The sequence below is a fragment of the Bombilactobacillus sp. ESL1097 genome (genome assembly GCF_058107205.1).
Genome location: NZ_JBYLUB010000003.1, coordinates 40,157 through 57,958, shown reverse-complemented (window position 1 = coordinate 57,958; position 17,802 = coordinate 40,157). Strand labels below are relative to the sequence as shown.

Below are 17,802 nucleotides of genomic sequence, written 5' to 3'. Positions count from 1 at the left end.
CAATCCAAAATTTGCTATGATTGTCAAAAATGAAGATTAAAAAAGAGGTGGTAATAATGACTAATAAGTACCAGCAGGTGCATGATCAATTAAAAGCTGCTATTTTAACCGGTCAATATGCGGTTGATGAAAAATTGCCAACAGAAACGCAATTGATGCAAACTTTTCGAGTTTCACGTTACACTATCCGCCGAGCAATGACCGAGTTACAACAACAGCATTTAGTTTATAAAGTTCAAGGTGGTGGCACCTTTGTTCAAGATTGGCAAAAGAATTGGCGAACTAGTGCTGATAGTAAATTGATTGGCGTGATTACCACCCATATTGCAGATTATATTTTTCCCAGAATTATTTCTGGAATTGATCGGATTCTATCACAAGCCGGCTATTCTCTACTAATTGGCAATACTCACAATACTTATACCAAAGAACGGCAAAGTTTAATCAAATTGCTGGATGCACAGGTTGCAGGACTAATTATTGAGCCAACGCAAAGTGCTTTGCCGAATGCCAATTTGGATTTATATGAAAAAATCCAAGCTCAACATATTCCAACATTATTTATTAATGCTACTTATCCAGAAATGACATTTCCCAGTTTAACTATGGCGGATAGTGCCGCAGAAGAGCAATTGGTAGAGTATTTGTTGTCGTTAGGACATCGTAGTATTTTAGGGGTATTTAAAGTTGATGATCAACAAGGTGTCGAACGGATGCAAGGTTTTATTCGTGCTTACCAAAAGCACCCCCAGTTTGCTTATCAAAGTAATCTCATTATGTATCAATCACAAGATGAGATTACTAAAATTTTGCAACGCATTGATAGTAATTTAGCATTAGCACATGCACCGACCGCTATTGCTTGTTACAATGATGAATTAGCAATTCAGCTAATTGATTATCTGCGCACCAAACATCTACGAGTTCCACAAGATTACTCAGTTGTGGGTTTTGATGATTATCAAATGTCAGAATACTTAAATCCGGCTTTAACAACTGTCAAGCATGAAAAAGAACAAATGGGTGAAGATGCTGGTAAAATGCTATTACAGTTACTACAAAAGAAAACTGTCCAATCTGTTCAATACCATCCACGCTTAATCAAGCGGCAATCTGTTACAACAATAGCACCTGATAAACAGTAAGGTCTTCGGGCTTTACTGTTTATTTTGCTTTTGTTTTTGGCTATTGACAGCGTTACAGTAAGCGCTATCTAAACGTTAGTATATTATTCCGGATAAATCAAGCTTTGATTTTTAAGCCTTTACTATATTTAACTTTGCTAAAAAAACATTAAAATTAAAAAATGGTACGGATAAATTTAAATACTATTGATTTATCGGGATGAATATTCTACAATGTAATTGTTTTTTGAAAACGTTTATTTACTGTTTTAAATAAATATTTTAGGAGAATTCATAGGAATGAAGTTAGTGGAGACTGTGCAGGCTATAAAAACAGGTGAAGTGAGCTTAGGAATTGAGTTGGGCTCAACACGGATTAAAGCGGTGCTAATTGATCAACAGTTTCAAACGATTGCTTCAGGTAGTTTTGATTGGAAGAATCAATTAGTTGATAATCTTTGGACCTATTCTTTGGCAGAAGCTAAAACTGGTATTCAGACTAGTTATGCTCAATTGGTAGCACAGGTTCAAAGTCAATACCATATTCCGTTGACTAAGATTAAGGCCATTGGTGTTAGTGCCATGATGCATGGTTACTTGGCTTTTGATCAGTCCGGTCAATTACTGGTATCATTTCGCACTTGGCGGAACAATTCTACCCAACAAGCGGCTGATGAATTAACCGAATTGTTCAATTTTAATATTCCACAGCGTTATAGTATTGCTCATTTGTATCAAGCAATGTTAAATCAAGAACCGCATGTGGCACAAATCGCGTTTGTGACAACACTTGCTGGCTATGTTCATTGGCAATTGTCTGGTCAAAAAGTTTTAGGAGTTGGCGATGCATCAGGCATGTTTCCTATTGATAGTACAAACCTTCAATATGACAAACATTATTTAACTTTGTTTGAACAATTACCTTTAAAGCAACAATATCAGTGGCATTTGGATGATATTTTGCCACAAGTTTTGACTGCGGGCCAACAAGCGGGCACTTTAAGTAAGCAAGGTGCCAAGTTTTTAGATCCTAGTGGTAAGCTACAAGCTGGTAGTTTGATGGCACCTCCTGAAGGTGATGCAGGAACAGGTATGGTAGCAACCAATAGTGTACGCCAACATACAGGTAATATTTCGGTAGGAACTTCGGCTTTTTCCATGGTGGTGTTAGACCAGCCGTTAAAGCAAGTTCATCGTGACATTGATGTCGTTACTACTCCTAGTGGTGCAGCTGTAGCAATGGTGCACATTAATAATTGTTCGTCTGATATTAATGCGTGGCTTTCGTTGTTTGGCGAATTTGCGCAACAATTAGGCGTCAATTTAACGAATGATCAATTATATGAACGTTTATTATTAATGACCACCCATGCGCAAGCTGATGCTGGCGGTTTAGTCAATTATAGTTATCTTTCAGGCGAAAATATTACACAAACCATTGCGGGTCGCCCATTATTTGTCCGGACGCCGGCAGCTAAATTGAACTTGGCTAATTTTATTTTGGCGCAGTTATACGCAGCTTTTGCCCCATTAAAGATAGGAATGGATATTTTAACACAAGAAGAACATATTTCGTTAGATATGATGATTGCTCAAGGTGGTTTGTTTAAGACCCCAATTATTGCTCAGCAAGTGTTAGCTAATGCTCTAAATCTGCCAATTACCACGATGCAAACGGCACAAGCTGGTGGACCATGGGGAATGGCAATCTTAGCTAGTTATGTAGCAGATAATCCCAAGCAATTAACGCTAGCGGATTTTTTGGATCAACAAGTATTTGCTAAACCAGAAAGTATGACTCTAAGTCCTGAACCGCTGGGAGTTCAAGGTTATCAAAAGTTTTTAAATAATTATCAAGCCGGTTTGGATGTCGAACGCTTAGCAGGCAAAAATTTAAAGGAGTAGAACATGTTAGAACAATTAAAGCAAGAAGTTTATGAAGCCAATATGCAATTACCCAAGTTAGATTTAGTAACTTTTACTTGGGGAAATGTTTCAGGAATTGATCGCCAGCAAGGCTTATTTGTCATTAAGCCTTCTGGTGTTGCCTATGAAGATTTAACACCGCAGGATTTAGTGGTTGTTAATTTAAAAGGCGAAGTAGTGGAAGGCAAGATGAATCCTTCTAGTGATACACCGACACATACAGTTTTGTATAATGCTTTTCCCAAAATTGGTGGCATTGTTCATACACATTCACCATGGGCAGTGGCATTTGCAGCCGCAAAAATGGATATTCCTGCGTTGAATACCACGCATGCCGATACTTTTTATGGTGATGTACCTGCAGCTAAAGCCCTGACTAAACAAGAAATTACAGAAGATTACGAAGGTAATACTGGAAAAGCAATTGTTGAAACCTTTAAACAGCGTAAGCTGGATTATCAAGCAATTCCTGCGGCGTTAGTCAGTCAGCATGGTCCTTTTAGTTGGGGAGCTGACGCTAAGCAAGCTGTTTATAATGCCAAAGTTTTGGAGGTGGTTGCCGAAGAAGATTATCACACATTGCAATTGACACGCAATGACAGTCATGTGCCACAGTATTTGTTAGATAAACACTATTATCGTAAACATGGTCAAGATGCTTATTATGGTCAAAATAGTCAACATTCTCATGATCATGCTGTACGGGAAAATTAATTAGGAGTGGATGAAGATGTTAGAATTACCTAAATATGAATTTTGGTTTGCAGCCGGCAGTCAGCATTTATATGGTGAAGAAACTTTGAAGAGTGTGGCTGTGGATGCTAAAAAAATTGTGCAGGCTTTAAATGAAAGCGGTAAACTTCCTTATACGATTGTCTTCAAAGAAGTTTTAACCACAGCTGATGAAATTACACAGTTTATGAAAAAAGCTAATTATGAAGACCGAGTTGCTGGTGTGATTACTTGGATGCATACTTTCTCACCAGCTAAGAATTGGATTCGGGGTACAAAGTTATTACAAAAACCACTATTGCACTTTGCTACTCAATATTTAAATTATATTCCGTATGATGACATTGACTTTGACTATATGAATTTGAATCAAAGTGCCCACGGCGATCGGGAATATGGTTATATTAATGCACGTTTACAAAAGCATAATAAAGTTGTTTACGGACATTGGACGGATGAGAAAGTTCAACAAGAAATTGCTGATTGGCAAGATGTGGCTGTAGCATATGATGAATCCTTCAACTTAAAGGTAGCGCGTTTTGGTGACAATATGCGTAATGTTGCGGTAACTGAAGGTGATAAAATTCAGGCGCAAATTCAATTAGGTTGGACGGTTGATTATTATGGCGTTGGTGATTTAGTAGCTTCGATGAAGGAAGTTAGCGATGATGATGTTGAACAACAATATCAACAATTGCAAAAGGATTATCAATTAGTAGTCGGCGCTAATGATCAAAAGACTTATGAGCATGCTGTTCGTTATCAATTAAAGCAATATTTGGCTCTAAAGAAGTTCTTAGAACAAGGTGGTTACAGTGCCTTTACTTCAAACTTTGAAGATTTATGGGGATTAGAAGAGTTACCAGGATTATCAGCCCAATTGTTAATGCGAGATGGTTATGGTTTTGCTGGTGAAGGTGATTGGAAGACAGCTGCCTTGCTTCGAGTCTTTAAGATTATGACACATAACCAAAAGACGGCTTTTATGGAAGACTACACTTTGGATTTGCGCCCAGGTCACGAAGCAATTCTGGGTTCACATATGCTTGAAGTTGATCCTTCAATTGCTTCCGATCAAGTGCGGGTGGAAGTTCATCCATTGGATATTGGTGGCAAAGATGATCCTGCTCGTTTGGTCTTCACCGGTTCACAGGGTGATGCAATTGATATTACTTTAGCTGATTTTCGCGATGGCTTTAAGTTGATTGGTTATCCGGTTACTGGTCAAAAACCAGAAAAAGAAACGCCACATTTACCAGTTGCTAAGCAAATGTGGACACCCAAAGCGGGATTAAAGAATGGTGCTACACAATGGATTCAAAATGGTGGTGGACACCATACGGTCTTTAGTTTTTCCGCCACGGCACAACAAGTTGAAGATTTGGCTACCCTTTATGGTATTAAGGCAGTTTTGATTTAAAACTTATTAAGTATTAGGAGATTATAGAAATGTCGAATTATATCAATCCGTTAATTATTCAAAGAGCAGATCCTTATATTTATAAACACACAGATAATTATTATTACTTTACTGCATCTGTACCGTCATATGATCTAATTGAAATTAGAAGATCTAAGACTTTAAATGGTTTAGCCCACGCTGCACCAAGAACTGTTTGGCGTAAACATGATTCTGGCCCGATGAGTCAGCTAATTTGGGCACCTGAAATTCATTATATAGATCATAAATGGTTTATTTATTTTGCGGCTGCCGAAACTAAAGCTTTAGATAATAACGGCATGTTTCAGCACCGTATGTTTTGTATAGAATGTGATGCTGAAGATCCTATGCAAGAAAATAATTGGTTTGAGCATGGTCAAATTGAAACGGGAATAGATAGCTTTTCTTTAGATGCGACTTGCTTTGAACATAATGGTGATTTGTACTATGTTTGGGCTCAGAAGGATCCAACAATCAAAGGGAATTCTAATTTGTATATTGCAAAAATGGAAAATCCTTGGACATTAAAAACTAGCCCCGTTCTTTTATCAGTTCCTGAATACGACTGGGAAACTAAAGGATTTTGGGTCAATGAAGGTCCAGCGGTTTTAAAGCATGATGGAAAAATCTTTTTAACTTATTCTGCTAGTGCTACAGATGAGAATTATTGTATGGGGATGTTAACCATTAGTGATCAAAAAGATCTACTGGTAGCAGACAATTGGGTAAAAAGTAATCATCCGGTATTTCAAAGTGATTTAGGACAGCATCAGTACGGCCCGGGTCATAATAGTTTTACTATTTCTGAGGATAATAAAACTAATATATTGGTTTATCATTGCCGAGATTATACCGAAATCAAGGGAGATCCTTTATATGATCCCAATCGTCATACCAAAATTCAAGCATTTGATTGGAACAGCGATGGAACTCCTAATTTTGGCAAGCCAGTTCCTTACAATTACTAAAAAATATGAATAATAGAAGGCAAGATTAAAAATGGATAATAAAAATAATTCTTCTAACAGTAAACATTTTTGGGGTTTTCCGTTTACTCATTTTAGTTATTTCTTTATTTGGGCCACCATTAATGGTTATTTAACTTTATGGATGGAACAAGTAGGACATTTAAACGGTACAGAATCTGGCTTGGTTTTTTCTATGATGGCTGGCATTTCTTTAATTTTTCAACCATTTTTTGGTGTTATTTCAGACAAGCTATTGTTTAAAAAGAATTTGATTTTGACTATTTCGATAGTTGCAATTTTTATTGGACCTTATTTTCAATGGCTATTTTTACCATTATTGCATATTAATTCATTCTTAGTAGCAATTGTTACAGGTACCTTTTTGAGCTTTATTCTAAATGGTGGAGTTAGTGTTATTGAACAATATGTTCAACGTGCTAGCTTAGCCAATGGATTTGAGTATTCTCACTCCAGATTGGGTGGCTCTTTATCAGGAATTGTTGCTTCTTTGATAGCTGGACGATTGTTTTTATGGAAGCCAAATTCAATTTTTTGGATTTGTACTTTAGCAGCTATTATTTTAGTGTTGTTACTTTTATTTAGTGATCGAATTAATTTAGCTAATGCTTCAGCTGCAGGAGATACTTCTAATTCTTTAGATTTAAAGACAGTTGGTTCTGTATTTAAAAATATGAATTTTTGGGTTTTATCAATATTTTATATGGGTGCATCGGCTATTTTTGATGTTTTTGATCAGCAATTCATTATCTTTTTTAAAACCTTTTTCCATACTGCCTCTCAAGGAACCTTAGTGTACAGTTATATGACTTCTGGTCAGACGTTGATTGAATTCTTTTTAATGTTTCCAATGCCTTGGATTATTAATAAGATAGGCTCACGTAATGGTTTAATTTGTTATGGATTTTTGACATGTATTCGTATATTAGGATCAGCCTTAGCTCCTTCATGGGGTTGGGTAGTTTTCTTTAGACTTATCGCCGGTTTGGAAATGCCACTATTATTAACATCTATTATGAAATATATTGCTGGAGCTTTTGATATTCGTCTTTATGCCACAGTTTATGCTTTAGCTTCGAACTTTGCTAAACAAATTTCGGTATTTGTGTTTTCTTCAGTAGCTGGAAAATTATATGACAGCATTGGTTATCAGCATACCTATGTAATGATGGGAATTTTTGTGTTTATCATTACGTTATTTGCTGCATTCTGCCTAAAGAAAGAAGATCCTATTCAAGCTGGAGAAGTAGATAAAAATGCGGTTGATAAAAGAGAAGATGTAAATATTAGTACTTCTAAAAATTAAAGTGAGGTGATAGATGATTGTTTTATTTTTATCAAAAGTTTTTAAATTGTTAATCAATGGAGGTAGGAATAATGCGTATAAAGAAAAAGAACTTAAGTTGGATATTGGTCTTTTCTATTATAACTTTAGGCTTAATTTGGATAAGCCCATCATCAATAACTTCGGTGCGCGCTTCTAGCAATACGTCTATAAAAACCATTGCTAATAAACAACAAATTCCAGATACTAAAAGTCCTAGCTTTCTTTATGGACGGGGATTAATTACTAAATACAGTAACGCTGAATATAATGGTCGACTTTATGCTACTTCTGAGCACTATGTAAATGGAACACCTTCTTTTTTAATTTTTGAAAGTCAAGACAAGGGTCAAACTTGGAGTAAAATTAGTGAGGTTAAGGAACAGCATAATTTTACCAATGGTCAGCCTTGGGGTAACCGCTATCAACCTTTTTTATATGAATTACCAGAGCAAATAGGAAATCTTCCTAAAGGAGCGATTCTTTGTGTAGGAAATTCTATCCCTAATGATTTAAGTAAAACTTCGATTGACTTGTATTATAGTACTGACCATGCACGTAGCTGGAAATATTTAAGTACAGTAGCTACTGGAGGTACTGCTGACGTTAATACAACGAGTAACGGACCAGTTTGGGAACCATTTCTAAAGGTAATTAATCATCAATTGGTATGTTATTATTCTGATGAACGTGATAAACCTGCTCATAGTCAAAAGCTAGCGCATCAGGTTTCTGTTGATGGTTTACATTGGCAAAATGAAGTTGATGATGTTGCTTTTAAGTCACCTACTGCAAGACCGGGAATGGTTACAGTTGCTCAAATGTCCAATGGGAAGTATATAATGACTTATGAAGTAGTTAATTCAGGTGAATGGCGAACTAATTATAAGATTTCTAATGATGGATTAAATTGGAATGCTAGTGATGAAGGGCAGCGCTTGGCCTACGGTGGTGCGCCTTATGTCACAACTATGCCTGATGGAACAATAGTAGCCAATACTGATGGTAGCTCAGACTTATATATTAATAAAAGTAATGGTCAAGCTGATCAGTGGAAAACTGTCAAATTGAATATGCCTTTAGCATATTCTAGATCTTTGACACCTATTAGCGATAATCAGCTTTTGATTGTGAGTGGAGGTGCGTTAAAGGCTCCAACAGCAACAGATGATAATTCACTGACATCATTGGTATATTCATTAAATTAACTTTTTAGACTTTATTAATTTTAATTGATTATCATTTTAACAACTTTTGCCGTTAACGAAAACTTATCGACGAAAGTTGTTATTTTTATATAAGGTGAAAATATACCACTAGCTTTGTTTGTGGGTGTTAAAAATAATTTTTCTGATCGTGAAATAAGATTCTAATGGTTTAGCACATACGAGATTGAATTGTAAGCAATATCATCGAAAAGTAATCTATGAAGAATTACGGCAAGATATTGAACGAATTTTAAAAAGATGTACGAACCATAAAAATTATCGAAGTACATGTCATGCTAGATCATATTCATATGTTGGTAAAAATACCACCTACAATTGGGTTAAGAATTGCGCTTATAATAATTCATAAGTGGCGTGTCAATTACAATATAATTGTGACCACTGTAGTTTTTGGTGCACATATTTAAAAAGTGAGAGCAATTAAAAATGACAGTCAGCAGCGATTGACAGTGCTTTTTTGTGAGCAATTAAAATAACTTTTTTATGGAGCATTTTTAATAGAATAGGTTAATGTGGCACTATAAGTACCAGCGGTAATGTCGTTATTGAGATTCTTAGGTGGTACTGTCAATTTAATTTGTGAATGACCGTTAATATCATTATAGTAACGAGTATTAATTCCATTTAAAATGGCAGTTCCTGAATTATAAAGTGACACCTCAGCATTATCTGGATTAACAGTGATCGATTGTGGATTGTTGCGTTCTTGAAAAAACAATTGGGCTTGTTGTAAACCAGTTTTGTTACCGTTTTTAAATGGTGATAACTTAACTGTAACTTCATAAGGAATGGCAGAATAATTAAGAATTGGTTGACTGCCTCGTTGGTCATCAATCTGTAACTCATTATCTACATCAGTAGAATTGTTATTAGTTAAAGTCTTAGTATTTTGATATCCAATAACATTATTATTGTCACCAAAATCCATCTTTGGCAGATTAGTTAAACTTAAAAATTTTAGTTGTTTGGTTAACCCCATCTCGATTCTAGGAATGGTATCGGTAATCTTCAGAGGATCAGAAAGAACATAGCGCTGGCCATTAATGGTTTTTGGTGGACTGGTTTGAAGACAACTGTCACCGCCAGTTACTGTGGGCGTTAGTCCTTTGAAAGCTGCGGTATCAATGTCAATTCCTGCTTGTACTGTAGAGTTCAGCTGCAACCAACCACTACCGTAGCTTTCGTTTCCGCAAGAATTAATCTTTGTTAAAATTGGTTCATATGTGCCATCTTGTTTACTATAAAAAAATGAAACCGTTTGGTGTGGAATAATTTTTTCAGTAGCTTCCTTTAAGCCGTTATGATTAGCATCATCCCAGATCTGATAAATATAATAACTGTTACTTTTGTTAATTAAACTCGAAATTTTCTTAGAACTAGTTGCGGATACGTTATTAGCGTTATCAATCGCAACCACGTGTAAATATTGATGAGAAAAACGATTAATATTATTAATGGAAGCTTTAGATGTTGGATCAGATACACCGATGAAATTGGTGTTATTAGAGCTATCGATATTACCTTGAGTATCCTTATTTGGATTAATAGTCGTATTAGCATTGTTATCAATTTGATAAATATAACCCTTAATGTCACTTTTAATAGGTTGTTTGATACATTGTGAATTAGTACTGTTACTACCACGTTTAGCTTGGACCCGGTAATAGTAATTGGTAGCATTATCTGTACTTTTGCAGTTAGCCGTTACTTTATCGCTAACTGTGGGTGCGATATTATCAATTATTGGTGCATCTGGAGCGGCAGTGTCTTTGACGGTTCGATCTTCGCCATGCGTGGTGGTGTTTAATGTGCTAGTATAATACATCATATTAGCTAGAATCATAGCTTCTTCAACGGAACATGCTCCGGTTGTGTGGCCAGTTTGGGTCATTGCATAATTGTTTTTAGTAATTAAATACCAGTTATCATCACCGATAGCACCGTTAGGATTGGACGTGCGGTTACCATTACTATCTAAATAGTGAACAGAAGTAGCAGGCTGGGCATTACTTCCTAAAAAGTGGAACGAATTTTGTCCTGGATCCATTGCAAAATCCATCCATCTTTGTGCACCATCACTATAAAGATAGAATTGCCCTCCGGTATGAGAAGGTTGGATTGTAAATTTGTTAGTACTGTTATATTGCAACAGTTTATTAGGATAAGAAGCTAGAGATCCTGTTCGCATATCTGACATTAATTCGACCGTTTTTGAGCCAATGCGGTCATCATTCGCTCCTGCATCATAGCTCATTGGCATAATTTTTAGTCCTAATTTATCAGCAAAGCTATTATAATGAGATAAGTTACCAGTTAAAGTATCATGACCAAAAATCAATGAACGCCCTGTATTTCCAAAAGCATTAGTAGCATTAGCACTAGCGACACTTAAATCGACATTTTTACCGCCATCCGCTGAACCAAAGAATAAGCCGTCATAGTTATATTGATCGTTAGCATCTTTAAATAAATAATGATTGGGATTGGCATTAAAATCTGTTTCTGCTACTGGTGTAACAGCAATTAGATCATTTGAAACCGTTGCAATTTGTCTGTTTGGAATAATGTTCATCCAATCTTTTAAATGATTACCATCAGTTGGGTAGACATTGAGAATTTTAATTTTTTTACCATAGTTAGTACCAACTGGCTCCCAATTCACGAAAGAATTACTCGGATCATCAGTAGTTCGTGTGACTTGATAACCACCACTATAGCCACCATTAGTTGCATTAGACATATCTTTCCAATTCAAAGAAACATATGGATTGTTATTTGAGTCAAAACCGCCACTAGTGTTTAATGTAAAGTCAAGGTTAGAATTAGCACTAGCGACTTCGGTACCAGCAATTGGATTGGCACCACGTAATAAGTCAGATTTATTAGACCAATTAGAAATAGTAAGCGCTTTTTTTGGGCGGAATTTTAAAAAATCTTTTGGCTTGGCTAGAAATTCTTGAGAAGGAGTAGGAATTACTGGAGATAAAAAGCTTGAAATACTATCATCTGCTTGACTAGAATTAATTGTCCCCAAAACACCTAATACTGATAAAGTAATTATCAAAAGTAAATTCAAAGCTCTTTTTCGGCGATGTCTCATTGTACAACCTCATAAATTAATTAATATTCTATCAGTTGAAAAAACGCTAACACACAATTGGACTAATTATTCGATAATTTAATTACTGCAATTATTAGTATAAGCTTATTTTTAACTTTGTAAATAAGACTGCTAAACATTAACTATTGATTTTTCAACTTACTAAAGTAGTATATATTTCTCAATGAACTATCTAGAAATTGAGCCATGCTGAGGTCAGACTTTTGGTTTTGTCATATCAAACAAGTATATTAATCAATTATTATCTAATGGTATGGTGATTAGTTACGCAATTTAGAAAATTACTTAGTACAGGAACAATTATGGACATAAATTAAGTCATAATTTATTTCAATCAACTAGTAGTATGACGATTCGAAACTCAATTAATAATATTCAGCGCCAAGTACTACAAGTAAGTTTATTCTGCAATTTGTGCGAAGATTTTATTGAATTAAATAATTTTTACTAACTAGTGCAATATAATATTAAATTTTGATCTTATAGAAAAAGCGAATAGTTTTTGTTTTGTGCCACAGCAAGTGCAAAAGGATTGCTGACAAGAATGATAAGCACCAAGTTAATAGATAAATAATCATAATGGCTAGTGCTAGATTAATGTGATAACGTAGCCACGAACCAAATAAATGCCAAATAATTTGCAACCAAACAACATTTGCTAGGTAAGCGCGGTAAGCGTACTGTGCTAAAAAGTGGATTACAGGTAAAACTTTGGCTTGGTGTCGGAGATTATGAAGCGCCAAAGTGGCAATGAGGCTGATGATAACAATACAATAGAGAGTCATTGATAGTTTATAATATGGCGCATTGTTTAAAACTATTGGATAGCCATAACTTAATAATTCTCGATTAGTCCAGCTCCAAATGAGAAGAAATAGTAGCACTAATAAGGGCCATGATCTATGTAAAAATTTAGCAAGCTGTTTTTGCCAATTCCAAGTTAAGACGCCCAACACTGCATAGATAAAAAAACTTAAGCAAAGGCGATCTAATAAGTACCAATCATGTTGGTGTGGGCCACGAAAAACAGTTAGCTGATAAAAAACTAGCCAGCCACCATACAATAAACTGCTAATAATCAATACCCAAAGTGAGCGCTGCTTATTTTGTTGAGTAAATTTTTGTAACCACCAAAAGACGGGCATTAAAATGATAAATTGCAGCATCATTGTGTTGTACCATAAATGCGGTGCGGCATTGCCATTGATCATTTGCCACAAAAAAGTTGCGAAATTATGATATTTTTCAACCTGCTGTTCATTGGGAAATAATACTAGATAAATCATAGTCCAACAAATACTGGGGATGAATAATGCACGCCATTGTTGTTTTAAATACGTCGGATATTGGTGCCCAATTTGAGACGGTGTATTTTTGACGGTTGAAAAAATAATACCAAAAATAAATGCTGGAGCAGTAAATTTAATTAAATCGTAGGTGATACCAATGCCAACTTGTTGCGGTTTGGTACAGTAAGTTTGTAAAACTTGTGCCAAAATTGACTGTAACATGACTGCTGTACAGGCAAAAGTCTTCAGATAGTCACCCATATCAGTATCGGTGGAAGTGGTTTGAGTCATCATTATTCCTTCTATATTTAAATTGTTAAATTAAAACAACAAAAAACCCTATAATACAATTATTATAGAGTTTTTTCTTTAGGAAGTAATAGTCTTTAATTAAACACTTTGCTTAGTTGGACGAATTAGCATTTCATTAATGGTAACGTGTTCGGGTTGGTCAATCACATATTTAACCGCTTGAGCAATATCTTGGGGACTTAGGGATAAACCATCGCTGGCAGCAGAATTAAATGTGGGGGTTAGACTAGCTTTGATTTGCTCATTACCTACGGTATTGATTAATTCTGTGGACACTGCTCCTGGAGAAATGATCGTCGAACGAATTCCGTTAGCGTATTCTTCTTGGCGTAAGCCTTCCATAATGGCACGCACAGCATATTTAGTACTATTGTAAACTGCCGATCCGGGATAAATCACGTGTCCAGCCACAGAATCGGTACTAATTATTAAGCCGGAGTGTTGTTGTTTCATAATTGGTAAAACGCTACCAATTCCGTTTAAAACACCCATAATATTGGTATTGATCATCTTTTGCCAGGTAGCAAATTCTTGATCAGCTAGATAACCTTGGGGCATAATGCCTGCGTTATTATATAAAACATCAATGTGACCAAATTTTTCCAAGGTTAAATCAATAGTGGCTTGAACTTGTTGTTGATGAGTGACATCAGTTACTTGATAATAAGCCTCACTTGGGGCATCTAAATTCTGAATCAACTCTTTTAATCTTTGTTCACGCCGGGCCCCTAAGACTAATTTGGCGCCACTAGCAGCTAATAGTTGAGCGGTAGCGGCCCCAATACCTGAAGAGGCACCAAGAATAATAACAACCTTATCTTTGACAGTCATGTCTGCTCTCCTTTAAAAATTAATAGTATTAGTTAATTGTAACGACGGCGATCAAAAATAACCAATAGTTATTTTAAATAGTTTAGTATCAGCTCGAGTTATACATATTAATTTTGCAATTATAACGCAATTAGATAGTTGGTTATCCATTATTGGCATTAGACAGGTGACCAGCAGCATTTTAAAATTGATGGTGATTTTAAACGCTGAGGAGAAAAACTATGCCACTTAGTCAAAAACAAAAAAATATTTTAATTTGGGTATTAGCATTAGGTACGTTTAGTATTACTAACACAGAAATGGGGATTATGGGCATTTTACCCAATATTGCTCACCAGTATCATGTGAGCATTGCATCTGCGGGCCAATTAGTAAGTTTATTTGCTTTAATTATTGCGCTCAGTGGGCCGTTTTTACCAGCGCTGCTAGGGCGGTTTAATAAAAAAAGAGTGATGTTATTAGCTATTAGCCTGTTTGTGATCAGCTGCTTTGCGTCAGCATTTATTACGAACTTTACCTGGTTATTAATTGTCCGCGTTTTACCAGCTTTTTTACATCCGGTATTCGTGTCATATGCCATGTCAACTGCTACGGTCATTGCCAGTGATCAACAGCAGGCTTCACAATATGTAGCAAAAGTTTTCATGGGCGTCTCTGCGGGCATGGTGTTAGGTGTGCCACTAGCCAATTTATTAGCGAGTTATGGATCGTTTCGGTTAGTGATGTTAACTTTTGGCTTAATTAATTTGCTCATTTTATGTGCTAGTGCTTTTTACTTAGTGCCAGTTGCTATGCCACAAAAACTTAATTTTAAACAACAAATGTTGACTTTAGTTAAATTACCAACTTTGGTTAGTTTAGTAATTATCATTTTTCTCAATGGTGGTGTTTTTGGTTTTTATAGTTATTTATCAGATTTTTTAAGTCAAGCTAGTTCTTTAAGCAGTTGGTTAATTAGTGTATTGTTACTAATCTATGGTTTAACTAATGTTTTGGGTAATGAAATTGCTGGTAAATTATTGGCGGTGAAGCCACGACAGGTGTTAGTAGGCTTGCCAATATTAATGTTAGTGCCGTATTTGTTGCTGTATTTTTATCATCAAAATATCAGTGTCATTATCATTTTGATTATTTTGCTGGGGACATTGGCAGGAATGGAAGCTAATTTGAATCAGTATATTATGAATACTGCCTTGCAACAAACGCCTGATTTGGCCAATGGCTTGTTTATTACAGGCGCTAATCTGGGCACGACGTTAGGTTCAGCTATTTGTGGTCAGATCATTGTGGCTAAAGGAGTGTCAGGGTCCTTGTTAGGGACTGAGTTATTTTTATTAGGAGGAATTTTGATTATTGTTTTACAACAGTTTAATATTCATAGACGTTCAACTATGAATAAGTAAGGAGTTTTTCTAATGAAACAAAATAGAAGCGGCTGGGGCATGATAGTTATCAGCTTTTTAATCATTATTTTATTGAGCTATTTAGCATCGTTACAATCAATTCAAGCTAGTGACAAAACACTAATCAAATAATTATCAAAATGCATCATCACAAATATCGCGCATACTTAAATCAGAGTGCTGCTGCCAAAAGCTTACAAAAGCGACTGCCATTAAAGCTGCGGTTTCGTGATTTTAACCAAGCAGAAAAAATTTCCGACTTGAAACAACCATTGTCTATTAAACAAATGCCAGTTGGAGCCAATCCTAAAGTTGGTGATTTAGGTTATTGGTCGCCGCAACCACGTTTAGTTCTGTATTATGGACCTGTTGCGTATTTTCAAGGAATTCGTGTGCTTGGCCATTTTCAAAATTCACAGCGAGCTATTTCGGCTTGGAAACATCAGAGAAATGCGTTTACAGTGACGATTACCAAAAATTAGTTTTTAAACTGATAATTGATTAATTATTATGCGCAAGATTTGCTTGCAATTGTTGTAAAAATAGTTTGGCAATGTTCGACATGATTCGATTCTTTTGCCAAATTAAAGTATTGTTTTCAGATAGTTGTGGCTGTAGTCGCCGAAAAACTAAACCACCATGATAATTTTGGACTACATCTTCAAATGCTAAAACTAAATAATGTGGATTATGGGCTAGCAGTGCAGCGTTATACGCTAGATTATAAGTGCCAACAATTTGAATTTGTTCTGCCACATTTTGCCACCAAGTTTGTAAGTGAGAGCTGTGTTGGACTTGTTCGGAGATGATTAATTTTTGGCAAATTAAATCAGCAGGGGTTACGAATGGTTTTTGCGCTAAGGGTGAATTAGCGGCCATGAGAATGCCCCAGTAATTTTTTTCAGGTAGTTGTAAGGTTTGATAATTATGAAAATTATATTCACCCATAATGACGCCAAAGTCTAGATTACCGGTTGCTAATTGTTTTTCTACTTCCATTGCATCACCACTGTGGAGGTGAATTTTGACGGCTGGATATTTATCCATAATCTGTCCGATCACTTGCATGACTTGACGCATTCCCAAACTTTCGCCACACCCAATGTCTAATTCACCACTGATGAGTAAGTGATTAGCTTGCAAAGTTGACGTAGTTTTATCGACTAAAGCGATGATTTGTTGAGCATGCTCTCTGAGATAGTAACCATCGTTAGTTAATTTAATGTTGTGGGAACTGCGATCAAATAATTGCACGCCCAATTCTTTTTCCAATTCACTAATTTGGCGAGATAAAGCAGGCTGTGAAATATGTAAATACTTGGTCGCTCGAGAAATATTTTGTTCTTGAGCAACTGCCAAGAAATAACGTAGGCTATGAACTTCCATAATTACTCCTTAGGATGATATTTTGTCAATCTGGAATTAATACTAGCACAATTATGATGAATTAGACTTCTTTAAATTATTACTGTGAGTAATACTCGGTACTTAGTGACGATATTTTGTAAATTTATCCACTACGGAAAAAAACTAAAGTTTGATTCGGAAGCTGGTTTTAATTGTGGGGGCTATGCTGGATGAATTTACAGTTTTAAAAAATAAAGTTCAAGTTAATTTTTTAATGTTTAGAAACAGATTATCACAAATTTTTAACGAAAAAACTAATTTTAGTAGATAGTATAAAAGATACTTCTATGATAAAGAGGCAGCTTGGTTAATTTGAATATTAACACAATTATGATATACTATCCTTGTAAGTACGAAAAGTGTCTAACATGGTATAACACAAAAGCCATTCCTATCTCCAGTAGGAATGGCTTTTTTATGTGTAGTTACTTAGCAACTCAGCTATTTTTATGCTTGCTGTGTAACCAATCAACAAGCACTTGTGTTGTTACTCTAACAATAATCGGTGCAACAACAGTTACGAAAAATGTCTGAAACACGGTATCCCCCCCTTACGGGGCGAGTTGCCGATTAAAATTATATCATATAAGATCTCATTAGCTTGGTGAAATTTAAAGAAAATCTTACGGAAAAATGACTAGAAATTAAAAATTGTTATGACAGTTTAAATACATTAT

General features: G+C 35.5%; 14 protein-coding genes. 10 read left to right on the top strand and 4 right to left on the bottom strand.

The window, feature by feature from the left end:
* The first annotated feature begins 56 nt into the window (after positions 1 to 56).
* The 8 genes from AC3B6D_RS07975 (at position 57) to AC3B6D_RS07940 (ending at position 9,169) form a co-directional block, all read left to right on the top strand.
* Complete coding sequence (locus AC3B6D_RS07975; RefSeq protein ID WP_489758002.1) at positions 57 to 1,145, top strand: GntR family transcriptional regulator; 1,089 nt, start codon at positions 57 to 59, stop codon at positions 1,143 to 1,145.
* Between the two features lie 279 nt (positions 1,146 to 1,424).
* Positions 1,425 to 3,029 carry a xylulokinase gene (locus AC3B6D_RS07970; protein WP_489775368.1) on the top strand — a complete coding sequence of 535 codons (1,605 nt, stop codon included), beginning with the start codon at positions 1,425 to 1,427 and terminating at the stop codon, positions 3,027 to 3,029.
* 3 nt (positions 3,030 to 3,032) lie between these two features.
* Positions 3,033 to 3,764: an L-ribulose-5-phosphate 4-epimerase gene (locus AC3B6D_RS07965; RefSeq protein WP_489758004.1), complete on the top strand. Its 732-nt coding sequence runs from the start codon at positions 3,033 to 3,035 to the stop codon at positions 3,762 to 3,764.
* A gap of 16 nt (positions 3,765 to 3,780) precedes the next feature.
* Positions 3,781 to 5,202 (top strand): L-arabinose isomerase, encoded by a 1,422-nt coding sequence (araA, locus tag AC3B6D_RS07960; protein ID WP_489775367.1) that lies wholly within the window; start codon positions 3,781 to 3,783, stop codon positions 5,200 to 5,202.
* 29 nt (positions 5,203 to 5,231) lie between these two features.
* Positions 5,232 to 6,191 carry a glycoside hydrolase family 43 protein gene (locus AC3B6D_RS07955; RefSeq protein WP_489775366.1) on the top strand — a complete coding sequence of 320 codons (960 nt, stop codon included), beginning with the start codon at positions 5,232 to 5,234 and terminating at the stop codon, positions 6,189 to 6,191.
* A gap of 31 nt (positions 6,192 to 6,222) precedes the next feature.
* Positions 6,223 to 7,515 (top strand): oligosaccharide MFS transporter, encoded by a 1,293-nt coding sequence (locus AC3B6D_RS07950; RefSeq protein ID WP_489775365.1) that lies wholly within the window; start codon positions 6,223 to 6,225, stop codon positions 7,513 to 7,515.
* 71 nt (positions 7,516 to 7,586) lie between these two features.
* Positions 7,587 to 8,741 carry a sialidase family protein gene (locus AC3B6D_RS07945; RefSeq protein WP_489775364.1) on the top strand — a complete coding sequence of 385 codons (1,155 nt, stop codon included), beginning with the start codon at positions 7,587 to 7,589 and terminating at the stop codon, positions 8,739 to 8,741.
* Positions 8,742 to 9,034: 293 nt separating this feature from the next.
* Entirely contained in the window at positions 9,035 to 9,169 is a 135-nt protein-coding gene (locus tag AC3B6D_RS07940; protein ID WP_489775363.1) for a hypothetical protein, read from the top strand.
* A 74-nt stretch (positions 9,170 to 9,243) separates the two neighbouring features.
* On the opposite strand, the gene AC3B6D_RS07935 is transcribed toward AC3B6D_RS07940, so the two are convergent.
* From AC3B6D_RS07935 to AC3B6D_RS07925, 3 genes are all read right to left on the bottom strand, one after another.
* Complete coding sequence (locus AC3B6D_RS07935; protein WP_489775362.1) at positions 9,244 to 11,862, bottom strand: hypothetical protein; 2,619 nt, start codon at positions 11,860 to 11,862, stop codon at positions 9,244 to 9,246.
* Positions 11,863 to 12,350: 488 nt separating this feature from the next.
* Positions 12,351 to 13,463, bottom strand: a complete 1,113-nt coding sequence (locus AC3B6D_RS07930; RefSeq protein ID WP_489775361.1) for an acyltransferase family protein — start codon at positions 13,461 to 13,463, stop codon at positions 12,351 to 12,353.
* A gap of 99 nt (positions 13,464 to 13,562) precedes the next feature.
* Positions 13,563 to 14,315, bottom strand: coding sequence for an SDR family oxidoreductase (locus AC3B6D_RS07925; RefSeq protein ID WP_489758009.1), 753 nt, complete (start codon positions 14,313 to 14,315; stop codon positions 13,563 to 13,565).
* A 221-nt stretch (positions 14,316 to 14,536) separates the two neighbouring features.
* Between AC3B6D_RS07925 and AC3B6D_RS07920 the strand changes: the two genes are divergently transcribed.
* A complete protein-coding gene (locus tag AC3B6D_RS07920) occupies positions 14,537 to 15,718 on the top strand; it encodes an MFS transporter (RefSeq protein ID WP_489775360.1) in 1,182 nt (393 codons plus the stop codon).
* A 140-nt stretch (positions 15,719 to 15,858) separates the two neighbouring features.
* On the top strand, positions 15,859 to 16,200 hold the full coding sequence (locus AC3B6D_RS07915) for a cyclophilin-like fold protein (protein ID WP_489775359.1): 342 nt from the start codon (positions 15,859 to 15,861) through the stop codon (positions 16,198 to 16,200).
* 19 nt (positions 16,201 to 16,219) lie between these two features.
* On the opposite strand, the gene AC3B6D_RS07910 is transcribed toward AC3B6D_RS07915, so the two are convergent.
* Complete coding sequence (locus tag AC3B6D_RS07910; protein ID WP_489775358.1) at positions 16,220 to 17,104, bottom strand: LysR family transcriptional regulator; 885 nt, start codon at positions 17,102 to 17,104, stop codon at positions 16,220 to 16,222.
* Positions 17,105 to 17,802 lie beyond the last annotated feature (698 nt).

Excerpts from the sequence above, each read along its gene's own strand:
- araA (WP_489775367.1), top strand. The coding sequence starts at position 3,781 with ATGTTAGAATTACCTAAATATGAATTTTGGTTTGCAGCCGGCAGTCAG.
- AC3B6D_RS07925 (WP_489758009.1), bottom strand. The coding sequence starts at position 14,315 with ATGACTGTCAAAGATAAGGTTGTTATTATTCTTGGTGCCTCTTCAGGT.
- AC3B6D_RS07950 (WP_489775365.1), top strand. The coding sequence starts at position 6,223 with ATGGATAATAAAAATAATTCTTCTAACAGTAAACATTTTTGGGGTTTT.
- AC3B6D_RS07940 (WP_489775363.1), top strand. The coding sequence starts at position 9,035 with ATGCTAGATCATATTCATATGTTGGTAAAAATACCACCTACAATTGGG.
- AC3B6D_RS07970 (WP_489775368.1), top strand. The coding sequence starts at position 1,425 with ATGAAGTTAGTGGAGACTGTGCAGGCTATAAAAACAGGTGAAGTGAGC.
- AC3B6D_RS07930 (WP_489775361.1), bottom strand. The coding sequence starts at position 13,463 with ATGACTCAAACCACTTCCACCGATACTGATATGGGTGACTATCTGAAG.
- AC3B6D_RS07935 (WP_489775362.1), bottom strand. The coding sequence starts at position 11,862 with ATGAGACATCGCCGAAAAAGAGCTTTGAATTTACTTTTGATAATTACT.
- AC3B6D_RS07910 (WP_489775358.1), bottom strand. The coding sequence starts at position 17,104 with ATGGAAGTTCATAGCCTACGTTATTTCTTGGCAGTTGCTCAAGAACAA.
- AC3B6D_RS07915 (WP_489775359.1), top strand. The coding sequence starts at position 15,859 with ATGCATCATCACAAATATCGCGCATACTTAAATCAGAGTGCTGCTGCC.
- AC3B6D_RS07945 (WP_489775364.1), top strand. The coding sequence starts at position 7,587 with ATGCGTATAAAGAAAAAGAACTTAAGTTGGATATTGGTCTTTTCTATT.
- AC3B6D_RS07920 (WP_489775360.1), top strand. The coding sequence starts at position 14,537 with ATGCCACTTAGTCAAAAACAAAAAAATATTTTAATTTGGGTATTAGCA.
- AC3B6D_RS07955 (WP_489775366.1), top strand. The coding sequence starts at position 5,232 with ATGTCGAATTATATCAATCCGTTAATTATTCAAAGAGCAGATCCTTAT.
- AC3B6D_RS07965 (WP_489758004.1), top strand. The coding sequence starts at position 3,033 with ATGTTAGAACAATTAAAGCAAGAAGTTTATGAAGCCAATATGCAATTA.
- AC3B6D_RS07975 (WP_489758002.1), top strand. The coding sequence starts at position 57 with ATGACTAATAAGTACCAGCAGGTGCATGATCAATTAAAAGCTGCTATT.